Consider the following 16,819-nt stretch of genomic DNA (forward strand, 5'->3'; position numbering starts at 1 on the left):
AAAGATGGTTGTATCTAGCGAACAAGCGGCTGCGGTCGACTCCCTCGAGGATTTGCTGAGCGATATTCCCCGGGGCAGGAGCGCGGACTATGTCGGCATGCCCTCCAATGCTTACTTCGAGCATCCCCGGAACCTGCTGGCGACCGAGTCGCTACGGTTCGATCCGGAGAAGAACAAGGAATCGAAGTATTTCTTGGGCTTGGTGGGTGGCTCGGTGGTCACCGGCACCCGGCTTCCCGACGGGCGTCCCAACCGTTGGATCGAAGGGGGCACACCCCTGGGAGTGGGCACCGACCAACATCTGATGACCCTCTCGTACAGCCGAGGCGGTAAGGGCCGCGCAGGATTGGTGCCAAACATGATTTTACTGCCGCGGGAAACCTCCGTTGTCTGTGTCGACCCCAAAGGAGATCTCGCGCGATACACCGCCCGATGGAGAGCGGACGGGCTGGGGCAGGATTGGGTGGGAGTGCTTGATCCGTTTCGTTGCTCCGGCAGTCGCACCGAGCGTTTCCACTGCGTCTACAACCCTATTGAAACGTTGCTGCAGTCCGACTGGCGGACGTTCGTCGCCAACGCCCGGATGATCGCCGATTCATTGATCGTGACCAGCAATCCACACGAAGAGCACTGGAGTGAAACAGCGAAACAGATGTGCGGTGGGCTCTGCGCTCATGTAGCAACCCACGTGAACTATGAGGGCAGGAGGGACTTGGTAACGGTCTGGCAGCTGGCTTCGGAGCTTGCCACACCCGATCCCCACAACCCGCAACGGTACTGGCTCGAAGAGGAAATGCTGGCCAATGACGCCGCCGGAGGCATGATCCGTGCCGCTGCCCGTCAGTTTTACGACCGGACGGGCGGTGAGTTCAGCAGTGTGCTGTCCAATTTAAGAAAGCACCTCGACTGGATCTCCTACGAGTGTATGGCAGACGTGTTACGCGGTGACTCGATCGATCTGCGGGACCTCAAACGAAAATTCGTGACGCTGTACGTCACACTTCCTGCGTTGCGAATGGATGCGCTGCGTGGCTGGATGCGACTGCTCGTGCAAATGGCCTTGGTGGCGTGCGAAGAGGAGCGAACACTCGTGGGAAATCAATGCGTCTTCGTCCTCGATGAATTCCACGCCCTATCCAAACTGAGCGCGGTGGAGACCGCCATAGCGCAAGTGGCGGGCATGGGGGCCAAGCTCCATTTAGTGCTGCAGAATCTAAGTCAATTGAACGCTTACGGGAAGAACTGCGAAATTTTTATTGCTAATGCCGGACTGGTACAAATTCTCGGCTGTAGCGGAGACACGCTGGAGTACATCTCCAAACAGCTTGGACAGGCACTGACACTGACCCGGTCTACGAACTCTCCCACGTTCGAACAAGCGGCCAAGCAAGCGGCCACAGGCGAGTCGTGGTCCCTTGCCAATCATCCCCTGATGACGGCCGAAGAGATCGGTCGCTACTTCGCCCGGGACGACAAGAAGTTGCGGCAACTGATTCTGCGGCCCGGATACCGCCCGATGATCCTGCAGCGGGCGTTCTACGACAAGCATGAACTGTTCCAGGGGAAATACGATGAAGAGTGACCGTAAGGTGCGCATCGTGGCTCCCGGCCTGCCGTCGCATCCCCCACTGATGTTCGATCCGAGGGAGCGTTCCGCCAAAGTCACTTTGCGCCATTCAACCTGGAAGAGTGTGGAGTGGGCCATTTATACGACCGAGCTGTCGACGTGGGTGACGCTCGGACTGTTGGTCTGGCTGCTGTGGGTCAAACTGCCGATTTCCGATCCGATGTTCCGGGCGCTGGTGCTTTTGTATGCGATGGTCTTGCCGTTTTACTTTGTCCGCTTCACGTTTCCATTGACGCTGCAACCCTTCCTGGCGCGGCAGGTATTCTGCACTAGAACCACGCTCCGGTTTACGCCGCATCTGGTGGTCATTCGTAGTCATCTCTTCGCCAGGCCGGTGGTGATTTGGCGAGAGTGGAAAACTGCCTACGTCAAAATCCGCTTTGTGGTGCAGCCCGATCGGGAGGCGATCGCGTACGCCGGAGGTCTGGGACCTAAGCGTAGATTCCCCACCGACCACTTGAGGGATTCACGGATGCTGGAAGTCGTGCTGACAACCGTATATCGCAACCGGAGTATCGACTTTGACCGACAAGGTTCCCTGCTTCGATCCATTCCGATCACCGAGGCCGACAGTCGGTTGGCGATGCAAATGACGATGGTCTACGCGGCGGCAGTCATTCTGACCGCGCCGGATCAAAAACCCAGTTCCAGTCAACCAACTGGCGGCACTGACATCGATGCTCTTTAGTCCAATAACCACGCTCGACCAAACCCACCGGAAACTACCGATGAAGTCAAATATGAGTAGAACGAAAGCTCGACCGATGACCGCCGTACAGCTAGCTCGCGCCTGTAGCGTTCTATTTGGACAACATTGGAAGACGGCGTTGGCCTCCCGCCTTGGCATGCCTCTGATGACGATCCATCGTTGGTCGAGTGGCAAACACAAAATACCGACTCCCGTGCAGCAATTGATCACGCGCTGGGTCCGCTCCAAGGGAACGGTGCTAAGCCTCTGTGACCGAACTGGGAACATGGTTCGGCCGTGGGCGGACGCCGGGTTTGAATGCCTTTGCGTCGATCTTCAGCACAAAGGATCACGTCAGCTAGGGAACATTACCTACATTGGTGCCGACCTGCTGTCTTGGCTTCCTCCTCCAGAGCGGTACGCCATCGTGTTTGCTTTTCCCGAATGCACAAACGTTGCTGTTAGTGGGGCACGATGGTTTCGCAAGAAGGGGATTGGCGGCTTGTCGAGAGCTATCGATTTGCTGGAAACCTGTCGACGAATCTGCGAGTGGTCGAAGGCTCCTTGGATGATCGAGAATCCTGTGTCGGTCTATTCCAGTTACTGGCGAAAACCGGACCACGCTTTTGACCCTTGTGAGTATGGTGGTTGGCTTGATCCACCTGGCGACGCCTACACCAAGAAAACATGTCTGTGGACAGGAAACAACTTTATCATGCCGGAGCGAAAGCCGGTGGAACCTGCAGAAGGCTCCAAGATGCACCGGATGCCACCCTCCAAGGACAGAGCCAATCGACGTAGTGCAACACCTCGGGGATTTGCGGTGGCAGTATTCGAAGCAAATGCACAGGTTGTTTAGAAGGAATGCGTCCACGGCCATCTAAAGTGAGCATGAAACCATCCCCATCACTAAGGCCGAAGTTGGCTGTCCAACAACTGACCATGGTCTGCGCAGCTGGCTTGATGCTGACGGCTCCGAAACAGAAACCAACGGCCAAGAGCCAAGGTCCCGGCACCAACATTGACTCCGCCTGAGGAGAAACCGTTATGCTGCTAACCATCAAGGAAGTCGCTGCTCGACTTCGCATTAGCATCAGCCTCGCTTACCGGCTGGTCGCTCGGGGCGAGATTCCGTGTTACGAAATCGCCTCCTGCAAGCGCGTGGCCGAGAGTGACTTAGACAAGTATTTGGAACTGCAAAGAATCGAGTCCAACAGGCTACCCCAAAACACCCGCAAGCATTTCTAGCCTCTCCCGAGCTTTGAAGCCTATCCGGGAGAGCTATTCCCATTTCGCATGAGTGCGGAGCGAGCTTCAATTGGCAAGGGGAAGACAGCGAATGTTAGTTCCACCCATCCCGCTTCCGCCCGCGCTTCCTCTTCTCCGCTGGCGTTAGCTTCTCATTCAACTTACAGATACGGTGCTTGATGGCCATGCGAGTGAGCAGGGCCATATTGCCCACCCCCAACTTCTCCATGGCATTACCACGGTGGGTGTCGATCGTAGAGACAGCCAAGCCGACTATCTTGCTAATCTCTTTGACGGTGCAGCCGAGGCTGATGAGGCGGACGATTTCGACTTCGCGTGGTGTTAAGTCGTGGGACATGGTACCTGTGAAATTGTTATGCCTCGCGGTCGCGAGATCCGGAGTCTGATTCGTCAAGGGCTCCAAAGGGAGGCAGACCTGAAAGGTCGTTCCAACTCCCTCTACGGTTAGAGAGGTCAATCGCCCGCCGTACATATTAAGTACAACGCTGCGACAAATCGACAACCCGTCCCTTGCCAGCCATTTAGGGTAGTGAAGCTCTGGCCCAACACTCTATTACGAATTGGCTCTGGGATTCCACCTCCATTGTCGTCTATCTCCATTGAGACTTTGCCAGCGGCCTGAGGGTTCTTCTGGGCGAGTGGCCGAGCAGGACATGGTCAAACTCCCCCCTGCCATGTCGGCAAACATCTAACACTGCTGCTTCATCTTCCTATCGCCCCAAGTCGCCGCATTGTCAGTTCCCCTCTGTCCAGTGAAGCGTGTCACTGTGCTCCCAGGTCTCGCGGGATATTGTGAGTGGATCATCAGCCCAGCACCAATGAGGATCGGGCGTTCGCCAGTCTCCATACATCGAAGTAAGGCTCCGATCAATCTCCTTTGGCGCAAGCCAGCTAGCATCGAGGAATTCCAGGTTGGACCAAGGCAAACCGGCGAAGGACTTCTTTTGCTGCACGGGGGCTGAACTAGGTACGAAGTCGTAGTACTGCAGCACGGTGGCGTCGGACTTCACGGTGCGGAAGAACTCAAACTTGGCATCGTCCTTTAAGAAGGAGTATTGCCAGACCAGCCCGTCGTTCCCAACAAATCGGTACAGCCGCTCAAATCCAGCGGCGAGGAGATGCTCAATCGCCCGCACCATTAAGCTTTCGTCTTCGGCGAGGTAGTAGAAATCGGCATCCCAGTCGTCGACCAAGGGGTGCCCTTCACGAACTATCCCAAGAAGCAACCCGCCGAAGACTGCGTAACGTTCTGCCAATGGGGAAGAGGCAAGAGTTGCGTTCAGAAGCCTCAGGTTCTCGAAGTACTGTTGTCGGCGATGAGATTCCACACTCAGGCCCCGTATTCCGTTAGATGGTGTCAGAGTACGAATCGACGATCAAGTTGATGATTTGCGTGGTATCAATCGTGGGATCACGCCCAAGGATGCGGAGAATGCCCAACTCTCGCGCAACGGCGTAGAAGTCGATTCCCGGCACCTCGCTCCCCTGGCAGTGAAGATCGATTCGATGTTGTTGATAGAACTCTGGCGGATACACCCCTTCATCCACGATTTGCTCGTCCACGCAATCGATGTGGCGAATGATCTCACACCGCTGCGCAAACGGTATTACTGGCACCCGTTTGTAAGATGCAGCCAACTCATCGGTAGCGACTCCCACGATGAGTTGGTCTCCAAGGGATGCCGCCTTGCGGAGGCTACGCAAGTGTCCCACGTGGAATAGATCGAAGACGCCGGTAGTGAATACGCGAGTCATGAGTTTTGGCTCAAATAGTCGAGATTGCGTTGTGGTTCATGCCGAGGACTGCAATGAACGTTGTGGGCACCTTCAAGGCATGTGAATACATCACGTCGCAGCAGGTTTCGTAGGAGCGAACGACGCCACCGCTTGGAGTAAAGACCCTTCGGCTCAATAATCGTACCCGAGATTGGCAACATCAAGCGCATATCGCTGGCCTACCAAGTCCGCCAATTCCTTGGTGTAGAGCTCTCTGTAATCCGGGTGTTCCGTCTTGTTCTCGTGAGGAAGTGCTGTTAGTTGGAATCGACGCCTCAGGCGGTTCCACTCCTGGTGGAGGTGCTCAAAACGCGTTACGTGATCTACTGCAAGCGATCCTTCGTAAGTGATCATGGGCCATTGCGATGCAAAGTGCTCGTCGGCACCATTGTCGGAGAGCGTTGCCACTGCGCGAACAAAATCGACGAAGGACATATCGGTCCGCAGCCGTTCGCCGTACTGGGGAAATATCCATTGGCGTGCGGGTTCGAGGTGCACCAAACGGACTTTGTCGTAGTAGCAGGAGACGAGTCGTTCCCAAGGATTGCGAACGACGGCAAAACGGAAATAGTCGTCCATTTCCGCCAATTCTCTTAGCGAATGCACACGGTCCCAGGCAGCATTGTGGATATCTTGTTGGTAAGGGACGCCAAAGGTGGTGGCCAGAGCGGTCTTGATCGATCGACAGGCCGCTTTTGGAATGGCGACGTAAGCCAACTTGAGACGATGGCAGACGAGGATGGAGGGCATTGGCGTCCTCAAGTAAAGTTAGGAGTCCCTGAAGCCCCACGCTCGAAAGAGCTATGCGTACAATATGCTTGTAACGGGATACGTTATAACGGGATTCGCGGAGGCAACAATAGCCATGTTGGCTGGAGCTTCCGTGCCAGGTTGGGAAACGTGAGAAACCCAATCGCCAACCGACAAACCGAGGGAATGGGCTATGCGAATCGAGGGTGTTTTTGAGCGGGTGGTGTGCATCAATCTTCGCCGTCGAGCGGATCGGTGGGCCAAGTTTCAGCAACAAATTCCCGCGGATTGGCCGTTCAGGGCGATCGAACGATTTGAGGCGATCGATGGAAGTCGTGTACCGCCTCCACGTTGGTACGACGTAGGCGATGCACAAGGGGCGTGGGGATGCCTGGTAAGCCACCTGCGGGTCTGGGAGTCGGCGCTCAGCGAAAATGTGGAGAGCGTCCTTGTTTTTGAGGACGATGCAGTGCTCTGCGACAGCTTCGTGGCCGATGTGAGAGAATTTCTGGAAGCCGTGCCAGAGAACTGGGACCAAATCTGGCTGGGGGGCGATCATGCCCCGGGAACAATTCCGACGCGAGTCAATGATTCTGTATTTCGTCCGGACTCCCCAATTCGCACGCATTGTTACGCTGTTCGCAGTCGTTTTATGAGGGAACTGTATCACGATGTGTGCGACTTTAACACTCATGGAAGATATCCCAAGCCCGCGTTGTTTCACGTCGATCATCAGATGTCACGTCTGGTGCGCGAAGGACAGTACAACGTGTATTGTCCGGCGAGGTGGCTCGTCGGGCAACTTAGTGACATAAGCGATGTCTCGCAAGGCGTGAGACACCAAGGGACAGCCTTCTACAACGATGTGAATCCCATCCAGCAGGGTCGATTCCGCACGTAAGATTCTACCTTACAGCAGATCAGGTCAAGAGGTTAGTTTGCGGAAGATAGGAGCAATGCATCGCTCCATGGAAAACACGACTTTCTCAACTAGCAAGGACAGCACTGCAGCATTTTGACAAACTCATGAAAAACATGGTTGCAGGATTTGCTAGGTCGTTTATTCTGAGTTCCCTAATCACGACAGCGGTCCTGCAGATCGCCAAGAAGAACTCTTGAGCGAACTGTATCAGGTGCGTAGTGGGCGCATCCGGTCAGAATGATAGAGGACGGGGCGGTGGAACTTACGACGTGCAGCGCGTCGCATGCGGCGGACGCTTTCTTAGCTAGAGAATTGGATTACCCCGGGCAGTACCACGGGCGCGGCTTGGTCATCTGCGGGGGTGGCATAAAGTACGGAACCTGCGTTTGGGTTCTCGTGCGGATGCTGCGGCGACTTGGCTGTCAGCTCCCAATAGAGGTATGGAGCCTCAGCGATGACGAATACGATCCGCAATGGATCGAGCTACTCGGTCAGTATGGAGTGAATTGCATTGATTCCCAGGCTATCTTGCGGCGGCACCCCCACCGCCGACTGAGGGGATGGGAACTAAAGCCCTACGCGATCAAGCATAGCCGGTTCCGTGAAGTGCTCTTCTTAGACGCCGATAATGTCCCGGTGCGTGATCCGAGTTTCCTGTTCGATACACCCGAATACCAAGCAACGGGAACGGTCTTTTGGCCCGACCCTGCCAAGTTCAAGACCGCGTCAACAAGCCCGCGGTGGAAGGTCTTCGGGCTTCCATATCGTGAGAGTCCCGACCAGGAAAGCGGCCAGCTATTGATCGACAAGGCGCGCTGCTGGAAGGCATTGTGTTTGTGCAACTGGTACAACGAACACTCCGACTTCTACTACCAGCACGTCTACGGGGACAAGGAGACGTTTCGTTTCGCCTGGCAACGGCTGGATCAGCCTATTCATTGGATCCAAAAGCCGCCTCACGAGAACGTCCGGTTCACGCTCTGCCAGCACGATCTGGAAGGCGAGGTTCTGTTTCAACACCGATTCTTCCGCAAGTGGCAGCTGTACGGCGACAATGTACACGTCGAGGGCTTCCAGCATGAATCGCGATGCCTGGAGTTTGTAGATGAACTCCGCCAGCAGTGGCAGCCACAGCGACATCTAATGCGACGGCTGCGCGAAGAAGACGTCGCCCGAATTGGCGAGTATGCCGGTCGGTGTTTTCTGTACGATCGGCCCGGTCACAACCGTTGGCCCATTCGTTTGGCACAAGACGGACGAGTGAGCGAAGGTTATGGACCCAATGAGTTCTTTTGGTGGTTCGAACGAGGTTTTCTAACACTTGTCGGCAGCGATGGTCGGCGACGATGCCGGTTGCGGCCAAAGGGCGTGGGATGGCACGGTGTGCGTCGTGGACGGGTGCCGATGGAGATTCGTTTGAATCCGCTTGCAGCATAGGTTGAGTGAGAGTTTTCGTCGTTGTTTTGTAGTTTGATCACACGGTACGTACGTTCGTACCTAATGTCTACCAGACGGAGTGAGGTTGATTATGAGCACCAAGCCGACGGGAAGCCCGTTGCCCTCTCCATGTGAGAATCAATGTGGCTGTGGAGGAGGCGGGATAAGCTTTGGGGGAGGCAGTTCGTCGAGCGGACCCAGTGCCACCGGCCCAGTGGGGAATTGCGGCTGTCCAATCGACCTCGCTCACGGTGCGGCGGAACTTCGCGACACGTTGCTTACCGGCCCAGGAGGGGGATTCGGGCTGAGCTGGTACAACCAGTGGCAAGACAATGGCGCGCCGCAAGGTTTTTCCAGTCCTGTTGGCAACAACTGGCAAAGTGATAACTTCGCGTATGTAACGCAGGAAACAGGCGGCAGCTACGCGTTTGTGTGGACACCAGGCCGGGGCGGCAAAGCCGTCTGGTTCGACCAAAGTGGGCCTGATTACACGGCCAAGTATGGCGCTAAGCAAACCCTGACGAAGTCCGGCGATATCTGGACGGTTACCGATCCAGACGGCACGGCGTGGGAGTTTAAGGATTCGACGGGGTTCATTTCGAAAATGACGACACCCGGAGGGCAATCCACCGATTACGAATGGGATGCCACCAATGGTCGCATTTCGAAGACCGAGCGGAACATTGGCGGCAACATTGTCACTCGTGAATTCAGCTACCACGAGTCCGGGAGCCTAGAAGGCAATATCCAGGAAGTATCTCTCAAAGAGGAACCAAGCGGCGAGGGAGTTTCGACCGTTCGGAAGCTCGCTCTTGAGTACTACGATACGTTTACCGATGGTGAGGGGCAGGTGGGCGACCTGAAGCTGCTCCATCAGCAGCTTGGCGACGGAACAACGATTGCGACTACCTACTTTCGGTATTACACCGATGACACTGGAAACGGATTTGAAGGCGGCCTCAAGCTGGTTCTCACTCCAGAGGGGTACGCGCGGGCGAAAGAGGCGCTATCACCGACGCTGCCCGAGAACGCCACGGATCCCCAACTAGCTCCCTATGCAGTTGCTTCGTACGAATACGATCCGACGAGCCAACGTGTGACGAAGAGTGTGACACATGGTGGTGAGCGGACGTTCAATATCACTTACAGCGAGAGCACCGGGTGGACACCCAACTTTAATCAATGGAAGCTTAAAAGCACTCTCACCAGCAGTGTGGGCTCAACTGGCGGTGCTACGAAGACCGTCTATGCCAACCATATTGGCCAAGACATTCTCGTTGACTTGACGAAGGGATCGGATCAATGGGTGACCTACAACGTCTACAACAGTGACGGTCGGCCTACGCAACGATGGAATCCAACTGCCGTGGCCAGCTACTCGGTCTCGGGAGCTACGATTACGGTGACCCCTGCGAGTCGCGGATTAGTTCACCTCACCACATACTATGCGAGCACTGCCAACGATGGAGCGCCTGGCTACATTCACCAGGAAAAAGTGAGAGATGTTACTGAGATCGATGATGATGCGATTGTACTGAGTGAATTTACTTACGAGGAACGGACTGGAACGAGTGGCGAGAAAGTCTATCCGGTCAAGACTCGTACACAGTATCAAACGGCCTCAACATCGGGTGCAGATGGTACCACTACCAGCTTCGCTTATACGTGGCACGGCACGACCACTCAGGTCAACACGGTGACCGCCACGCTTCCAACAGTCGACAGTTCCCAAAACGGAGGTGCGTGGCTCACAGGTAACACCGAGGTCAGAAAATTCAGTCAGCAAGGCCAGCTGATCGAGCAGACCGATGCCCGAGGTACAAAGACCACTTATGAGTACGATCCGGTTACACGTGCTATGACCAAGATGACCCAGGATCCGGGTGACACGGAGGAGGACTACCTGAATCTAGTAACCGAATACGAGGTGGACGCCCTCGGTCGCACCGAACGGGTGCTCGGCCCAGAGCACTTCATCGAAGGCAATTCCACACAAACAGTCGAGTGGACCGTATACGACGACGAGAATCACGAGATTCGCACGGCACGGGGCTACAAAGTGAGTTCCAACTACACGATTGTCGGACCGGTTTCCATCACACGAATGGACGACGATGGCCGGGTAACCGACAACATCAAGGCCGTGCTGTGGAATGAAAGCGATGAACCGGTGGAGACAAAGTCGGGCGTCTTCTCCGCAGCGATCGATTTCGAGCAGGGCCAATGGTGCCGATGGACGAATCATTACTATGACAATGGTGGGATGCTCGAGAGGACGCGGGTCTACTTCAAGATTCCCACGAGCGGGGACGGATCGAGCACACCCGACACGTATTACTCGCAGACGGGTTACACCTACACCTCCGCGGGGCAGCAGGAAACAGTCACATCGCCTGAAGACACCATTACATTTACACAATACGATCCACGCGGTCTGGTACTGGGAACGTGGGTCGGCACCGACGATGCCGGGGCTGACCAGGACGACCCCGAAAACGGTGGTGCAGGGGGCAATAACTTGAAGCCGGTCGTGCAGAACACCTACGACACGGATGCCTACGGGTCCAGTGCCAACTCCAAGGATGGTTTGTTGGTAAAGGTCACGTCACTGGTCGACGACAATTCGTCTAACGATCGCGAGACCGAGTACGAGTACGATTGGCGGAACCGGCGGACCAAGAGCCTAGTGGTTGAATCCGCAAGTCTTTCGTATCTCACGGAGAATACGTATGACAACTTGGATCGACTCACTGTGGTCGAAAGCAAGTGGAAGGACAGCAGCAGCGAAACCCTTTTCAGCAAGCGAGAGACGTCCTACGACGACCGTAGCCAAGTATTCCGAATCATACAGTATGCGGTTTCTGATGCAGGTGCCATTGGCAATACGCTCACGGACAACAACTGGTACAACGAAACGGGCTCCGTCATTAAGAGTCATCCGGCGGGGAGCGACGCCTTCACAAAGACGGAATACGACGCGATTCGACGACGCACCGCTACTTATACAGGCTTCTACGATGGAGGCACGAGCGATAACCCGCTAAACCTCATCGATAACAAGATCTTTGAGCAGACCGCAACTGCGTACGACGAAGCGTCCAACGCCACGCAATCCGCTACCCTTGCTCGGTATGACGGAGACACTGCAAGTACAGGAGCGCTTGTGGCGGGCACTAGCGCCAGACCTACTTACACAGCCTACTACTACGATGGCATCGGCCGCTCGACAGCCACCGCGAGGTATGGAAATCAGAGGAGCGATAGTTCTTCGTTTAGTCGTTCGTCGACCACCCCCAGCCGCAGCGATACGGTGCTCGTCAGCAGTACCGACTACAACGCTCGGGGAGAAGCAGAAGATTTGACCGATCCGAATGGCCAAGTGTCCAGTTCGGAGTATGACGCCGCGGGCAGAATCATCAAAGACACCCTGAACTCTGGTGGCAGCGACACCGAGGTTGTCGAAACTACTTACAATCTTAGTGACCAGATCAAGACGATCACTGCGAAGAATTCCGTAACCGGCGACCAAGTGACCACGTACACCTATGGGGTAGAGATCGAAACAGACCCCATGGAGGATGCCAAGTCATATGTCTTCAGTAATGAGCTGTTGGCCAGCGTCACCTTCCCTGGCACGGGCAATGATCGAACGGTGTACAATGAGTACAACCGCCAAGGACAACAGATCCAAAGGACCGATCAAAATGAGTCGGTGCACACCTACACCTACGACAAGCTGGGCAGGCAGAAAGAAGACAAAGTAACGCTGGCATCTGGGTCGAGCGTAGATGACAGCGTCTTGCGGATTGAATGGACGTATGACAATCGCCAACGACTGCAAAACGTAACCAGCTACAACGCAGCGAGCGGCGGGACCGTGGAAAGCGATGTCGAGTATTCCTACAACGACTTCAATCAGATCACGAACGAGTACCAACAGCACGGTGACGAGGTGAATACTGGCAGCTCTCCAAAAGTAAGCTATAGCTACGACGACGCGTCCGGAGGAAGAAACACAGTCCGCCTTGAGAGCGTCAGTTATCCTTCCGGCGAAAAACTCGAATATGCCTATCTTAGCGGCGCGGACGACAAATTGAGCCGCGTGGCCAGACTAACTTGGGAGTCTACGGATGTCGTGGACTACGATTATCTGGGTCTGGGCCAAGTAGTGATCCAGAAGTACACCGAACCGACCAATGATGTCGAGTTTACACTCGATCCAGATAGCGATCACACTTATGCTGGCATGGACGAGTTTGGGCGAATTGTCAACCTACAGTGGTTGCAGAATTCGACAAAACTAGTTCACCTTGAGTACGGCTACGATCGCGCAAGCAATCGAACGCACCGCCTGGATGAAGTAGCTACAGCCAACTCAAAACACTTCGATGAGCGTTACGACTATGATGGATTGAATCGCTTGACGTCTTTCGACCGGGGACAGTTAGACATTAACGGCAACAATCTGACTAATGCGACGCTTGGTCAAACGTGGGATCTCGATTCAACAGGCAACTGGGATGAATTCGAGCAGACCGTCAATGGAGCATTCAAAACAACCCGTACGCATAGAGAAGTAAATGAGATCGAAACGATCCTAACACCCACCGGGAGTCCGACTTGGGAAACGCCGCCTATCTACGACCCAAACGGTAATATGACCGAGTTCGTGGAGCCCAAGAGCGTTGGTGACAGCTACACGGCGGCCTACGACGCCTGGAACCGGCTGGTGAAGATTGAGGATAGTGCTGGAACCGTAGCAGCGTACGAGTACGACGGACTGAGTCGGAGGATTACCCGAGATGAAGGCTCGACGCTTACTCACTTCTATTACAACGACCAGTGGCAATGCCTGGAGGAACGTACGGGTAGCTCCACCTCTGCCAGCAAGCAGTACGTCTGGGGGGTACGGTATGTGGACGATTTGGTGTTCTCCGATGATGGAACCAATCGCTACTACTACTGCCAGGATGCGAACTTCAACGTTGTGGCGGCTCTCGATGACACTGGTGCGGTGGTAGAGCGGTATTCCTACACGCCATACGGCGTTGTAGAATTCCTGGATGATCAGTTCGCCAATCCGACCACATCGAGCAGCATTGGTAACGAGTTTCTCTATACCGGAAGGAGACTCGATCTGGAGACGGGTCTTTACCAATACCGATACCGATACTACCATCCGCAACTGGGGAGATTCACGAATCGTGACCCGATTGGGTACCGGGATGGATATAACCTATACAAATATGCTGGAAACAATCCCCTCACGGGTGCGGATCCCGATGGGCTAAAGTACTTAGTGGGCACAACTGGTGGCTCAAAGCCCAAGTGCTACGTCTACAGGGAAGAAGAAAATCTACGAGGAAGGTGTTGGAAAGAATGTGCGGATGGTACCAGTGCTTGGGTGCCCTGTAGGTTCCCCAAGAAAGAAGATCCAGAAGGGCCGTCCTATGAAGATGGATTAAGGGACTTCCTTTCGGGGAACAACATGCTCAAGAAAGCCTGTAGGAATTGCGCAACAAAAGCTGGCGGTGCATGTACTCCTGAGAGATGCGAAGAAGAAGCCAATGATATAATCTATCGATTGGCGACAGCTTGGGAACAAAACTACGCCAATGGCTGTCACAACGACCCAAATTGTCGCGATCCTGTGGGTGGCCACTTCTGCTGGGATTGGTCAACTATATTCTTCGATGCTCTTAAACCGCGAGAATTCGATTGCTTTGAAAGCAAAGAGTGGGCAGCTGAAGCGCCAGCTTATTGGGACCCCAAGAGAAACGTATGGGTCACACCGGTCCACTGGTTTCTCTTTACCCAGGTTAAAGGGTGTGACTCCAAGTACGCCGTCATATTCGACGATGGTTTTTACAATGGAAGCACCAATAATGCCTATCCAGGGTATATTGAATCAGGCGATTACCACTATACCCACCCCGACCAAACAGGGCAGGGATGCCCAGATTGCCCTCACGTACCAATTGGTTTTTGACCTAGAAACTCCACCTTACCATCACTTAGGGTGCGGCGTGAAAGTCCGGCGTCGCAGAAAGGTGTAAACCCATGATAAATCGGCGCATTTCGGCAAAATACCTTCTTGTTTGCTTGTGCAGCGCGATGGGCATTCCAATGATAAGTGCGAATGCAGATGAGGATTTATGTCTCCAAGCGATTATTTCCTCTCCCGGCCATTGTGAAGTATTAGTGATGCGAGAGAAAGGTAAGAATGTCTTGTGGAATCTAGTACTGCCTCCGAAGCTAAAGGCTAGAGGTGGAGGAAGTCGCCCGGAAGATCCTTATCAAGGAAAGGTCAGCATTGATATGCCAGTGTTGAAGGATACCTTTGAAGACATTTTTGAATCCCAACACAATGATCGTTCCGAAGACAACACTCACCCTACTAGGATATCAGTGATCCTACTGTTGAAGTCCGACGATTCCTACAGAATAACTTCGCCGCTGAATATGAAACAGTGCCGAGAACTCATCCGCAAGGACTTGCTTTCGCTTGTATTAGAGAACTTGAATCGCAATCGAGCTCTTCTCAAGCCTCACAACACGTTGGATTTGTTTTATCCAGATGGGGCTAGATCGGAAGTTGAAAGCTTGGAGCCTCCTACACACATCCGAGAGAGTCCAACAGGCGACTGAATTCGTAGTGATGTTGAGGAATTATTCTTCACTCTTGGTGAGCAGTCAGCGGATGCCTGCGATTCGTCGGCGGAACAACGGAGCCCCGATCATAGCAGCAAGGACTATTTAAAACTGGCGGAATTATTTGCATCAATGGCAAGGCGTGCTGGTCAATTCGATCGAATGTCAAAGCTAGTTCCGAGAGAATTCCGGATTCACGGCTATTCAGCGGCGCTTCGTAATACTCGTATGGTCTAAAAACTCAGCCGACCTGCAAACCACTAGAGTTCTATGAGTATGCGAACACGACCGAGCCCAGAACTCGTTCGACGTCGGCAGGGCCCCTGATTTTCGGAATGGCTACACCTCGTACAGCTATCGGCGCGATGGCGATGTCCTGTACACCGTGTGCTGGGACCTGACCACGATTGCTGAGCCGGGTAAGCATCCGCGCGTGGTGCCTGGCACACTTTGGGGCGGCGACGCCACGCCGCTGGAAATCCAGCAGTGCCCCTCCTTCACCGGCGGAGCCAACTGGGCCATCGACCCTACACGGGCTACAACTACAACACTAGCTACATCGGCCACGGGGACGAGAGCATCCCGCAGCCAGCCAAATTGAGACAGATTCAGACCTTATCGAAGACTGCCATCTTTGGCGACGGGCAGTATGCGGCTGGCGCGGAATAAGTTTATGCGTGCCCCTTCGACAGTCCCGGCGACGACAGTTTCAACGGCCGCTTCGCCGGTACCCAAGGACTTCGCCACCTTGGCACAACGAACGTGGCGTTCTGTGACGGGCACGCCGAGTCGCTTGCCCACTGCTACACCGAATCCGACGACTACGGTGGAGCGGCCAATATTGCCGAAGCACAGGGTTTCTCTCACCGGACAACAGTCTATACGGCGAGCCACGCTAGAGTTTTGAACCTTTCACCGGCTGAGTCACTGCTGGTGAATTCAGACAAGAAGGCTTCGTTCGGGAATCGCGCCGACGCGGGCTTGAGTGTTCGCTTCTATGTCGAATCACCGTTGGACTATCCGCCGCGGATTACGTCAAGAGTTGACTTACTGAGCTGTATTGGTGGCAGGGGCGCCGCTGCGCCCTAGAGGTTTGCTTCCAGCCACCAGATAAGTGGAAAATAATAGCCCAACTGTCCAGTAACCGAAGGACCTCAACTCGTGCACGATTCAATGCACGAAACGGGGCAGAATAGCGTGCATTCCATGGAATGTATGGAACGAGAATGCAGCAAAACTCTCGGGATATAGAATGTTTAGGGCAAGAATGGCTGCGTTGACATGCAAGAGGTCACAGATTCGAGTTCTGTCGTGCCCACTTAGAGTCCCGCCGAGTCGCGGGATGTGTGCCCTGGCCGCGATTATCGGAGCGCGCTCTGGCTTCTTTCTGCACCAGACACTCACTGGTGCGTCTCCCAAGACGTGAGCTTGCGCGCATCAAAAAACTAGTCGCGTGAGGGAGCCCCCCAAGAATGGTACTCCCACACGCGAACTAGCTGTCCCCCAAAAGGCGCAGAGAGCAGGTAAATCTGCACTCGCTCCTCCTCCCCCTGCCTACTAGTTCGAAGAACTCACCGAGTCGGACAGGGGTAGACAAAAAACTCGGTTTCCCACCAAAAAAAAGACTGGATGGCTCCGTAGGGAGGGCCAAAAGTTTGCAACCTAGCACCATAAAGGTCAAAATCGAGACCGTGCAACG

General features: G+C 54.5%; 13 protein-coding genes and 1 pseudogene. 10 read left to right on the top strand and 4 right to left on the bottom strand.

Annotation, left to right across the window (positions count from 1 at the left end; translation table 11 throughout):
* The first annotated feature begins 4 nt into the window (after positions 1-4).
* The 4 genes from ACQK2L_RS28375 (at position 5) to ACQK2L_RS28390 (ending at position 3,563) form a co-directional block, all read left to right on the top strand.
* The gene (locus tag ACQK2L_RS28375) at positions 5-1,582 is read left to right on the top strand and encodes a type IV secretory system conjugative DNA transfer family protein (protein WP_425400421.1); all 1,578 of its coding nucleotides are present in this window, start codon (positions 5-7) and stop codon (positions 1,580-1,582) included.
* Positions 1,572-2,315, top strand: a complete 744-nt coding sequence (locus ACQK2L_RS28380; RefSeq protein ID WP_425400422.1) for a hypothetical protein — start codon at positions 1,572-1,574, stop codon at positions 2,313-2,315. The genes ACQK2L_RS28375 and ACQK2L_RS28380 overlap by 11 nt, the downstream gene beginning before the upstream one ends.
* Positions 2,316-2,391: 76 nt before the next feature.
* Positions 2,392-3,174 carry a hypothetical protein gene (locus ACQK2L_RS28385; RefSeq protein WP_425400423.1) on the top strand — a complete coding sequence of 261 codons (783 nt, stop codon included), beginning with the start codon at positions 2,392-2,394 and terminating at the stop codon, positions 3,172-3,174.
* 188 nt (positions 3,175-3,362) lie between these two features.
* The gene (locus ACQK2L_RS28390) at positions 3,363-3,563 is read left to right on the top strand and encodes a helix-turn-helix domain-containing protein (RefSeq protein WP_425400424.1); all 201 of its coding nucleotides are present in this window, start codon (positions 3,363-3,365) and stop codon (positions 3,561-3,563) included.
* A gap of 94 nt (positions 3,564-3,657) precedes the next feature.
* Here the strand turns inward: ACQK2L_RS28390 and ACQK2L_RS28395 are convergent, their stop codons facing one another.
* The 4 genes from ACQK2L_RS28395 to ACQK2L_RS28410 form a co-directional block, all read right to left on the bottom strand.
* A complete protein-coding gene (locus tag ACQK2L_RS28395) occupies positions 3,658-3,921 on the bottom strand; it encodes a response regulator transcription factor (RefSeq protein WP_425400425.1) in 264 nt (87 codons plus the stop codon).
* Between the two features lie 397 nt (positions 3,922-4,318).
* Positions 4,319-4,777, bottom strand: coding sequence for a hypothetical protein (locus ACQK2L_RS28400; RefSeq protein WP_425400426.1), 459 nt, complete (start codon positions 4,775-4,777; stop codon positions 4,319-4,321).
* Between the two features lie 154 nt (positions 4,778-4,931).
* Positions 4,932-5,339 carry an adenylyltransferase/cytidyltransferase family protein gene (locus tag ACQK2L_RS28405; RefSeq protein WP_425400427.1) on the bottom strand — a complete coding sequence of 136 codons (408 nt, stop codon included), beginning with the start codon at positions 5,337-5,339 and terminating at the stop codon, positions 4,932-4,934.
* A gap of 153 nt (positions 5,340-5,492) precedes the next feature.
* Positions 5,493-6,110 carry a sulfotransferase family 2 domain-containing protein gene (locus tag ACQK2L_RS28410; protein WP_425400428.1) on the bottom strand — a complete coding sequence of 206 codons (618 nt, stop codon included), beginning with the start codon at positions 6,108-6,110 and terminating at the stop codon, positions 5,493-5,495.
* A 193-nt stretch (positions 6,111-6,303) separates the two neighbouring features.
* Here ACQK2L_RS28410 and ACQK2L_RS28415 point away from each other — a divergent pair, with 193 nt between their 5' ends.
* The 6 genes and pseudogenes from ACQK2L_RS28415 to ACQK2L_RS28440 all read left to right on the top strand — a co-directional run.
* Complete coding sequence (locus tag ACQK2L_RS28415) at positions 6,304-7,011, top strand: glycosyltransferase family 25 protein (RefSeq protein ID WP_425400429.1); 708 nt, start codon at positions 6,304-6,306, stop codon at positions 7,009-7,011.
* A gap of 258 nt (positions 7,012-7,269) precedes the next feature.
* A complete protein-coding gene (locus ACQK2L_RS28420) occupies positions 7,270-8,469 on the top strand; it encodes a hypothetical protein (protein ID WP_425400430.1) in 1,200 nt (399 codons plus the stop codon).
* A gap of 214 nt (positions 8,470-8,683) precedes the next feature.
* Positions 8,684-14,458: an RHS repeat-associated core domain-containing protein gene (locus tag ACQK2L_RS28425; protein ID WP_425400431.1), complete on the top strand. Its 5,775-nt coding sequence runs from the start codon at positions 8,684-8,686 to the stop codon at positions 14,456-14,458.
* 71 nt (positions 14,459-14,529) lie between these two features.
* Entirely contained in the window at positions 14,530-15,117 is a 588-nt protein-coding gene (locus ACQK2L_RS28430; RefSeq protein WP_425400432.1) for a hypothetical protein, read from the top strand.
* Positions 15,118-15,606: 489 nt separating this feature from the next.
* A complete protein-coding gene (locus tag ACQK2L_RS28435; RefSeq protein ID WP_425400433.1) occupies positions 15,607-15,789 on the top strand; it encodes a hypothetical protein in 183 nt (60 codons plus the stop codon).
* Positions 15,790-15,858: 69 nt separating this feature from the next.
* Positions 15,859-16,209, top strand: a pseudogene (locus tag ACQK2L_RS28440) (H-X9-DG-CTERM domain-containing protein); the annotation flags it as partial.
* Between the last annotated feature and the right edge of the window lie 610 nt (positions 16,210-16,819).

It is taken from the genome of Aeoliella sp. (genome assembly GCF_965227375.1).
In the GTDB taxonomy this organism is placed as follows: Bacteria; Planctomycetota; Planctomycetia; order Pirellulales; family Lacipirellulaceae; genus Aeoliella.

Bases quoted from the DNA above. Each gene is read 5' to 3' on its own strand.
- ACQK2L_RS28410 (WP_425400428.1), bottom strand. From the start codon at position 6,110: ATGCCCTCCATCCTCGTCTGCCATCGTCTCAAGTTGGCTTACGTCGCC.
- ACQK2L_RS28405 (WP_425400427.1), bottom strand. From the start codon at position 5,339: ATGACTCGCGTATTCACTACCGGCGTCTTCGATCTATTCCACGTGGGA.
- ACQK2L_RS28420 (WP_425400430.1), top strand. From the start codon at position 7,270: ATGATAGAGGACGGGGCGGTGGAACTTACGACGTGCAGCGCGTCGCAT.
- ACQK2L_RS28385 (WP_425400423.1), top strand. From the start codon at position 2,392: ATGACCGCCGTACAGCTAGCTCGCGCCTGTAGCGTTCTATTTGGACAA.
- ACQK2L_RS28430 (WP_425400432.1), top strand. From the start codon at position 14,530: ATGATAAATCGGCGCATTTCGGCAAAATACCTTCTTGTTTGCTTGTGC.
- ACQK2L_RS28395 (WP_425400425.1), bottom strand. From the start codon at position 3,921: ATGTCCCACGACTTAACACCACGCGAAGTCGAAATCGTCCGCCTCATC.
- ACQK2L_RS28375 (WP_425400421.1), top strand. From the start codon at position 5: ATGGTTGTATCTAGCGAACAAGCGGCTGCGGTCGACTCCCTCGAGGAT.
- ACQK2L_RS28390 (WP_425400424.1), top strand. From the start codon at position 3,363: ATGCTGCTAACCATCAAGGAAGTCGCTGCTCGACTTCGCATTAGCATC.
- ACQK2L_RS28415 (WP_425400429.1), top strand. From the start codon at position 6,304: ATGCGAATCGAGGGTGTTTTTGAGCGGGTGGTGTGCATCAATCTTCGC.
- ACQK2L_RS28380 (WP_425400422.1), top strand. From the start codon at position 1,572: ATGAAGAGTGACCGTAAGGTGCGCATCGTGGCTCCCGGCCTGCCGTCG.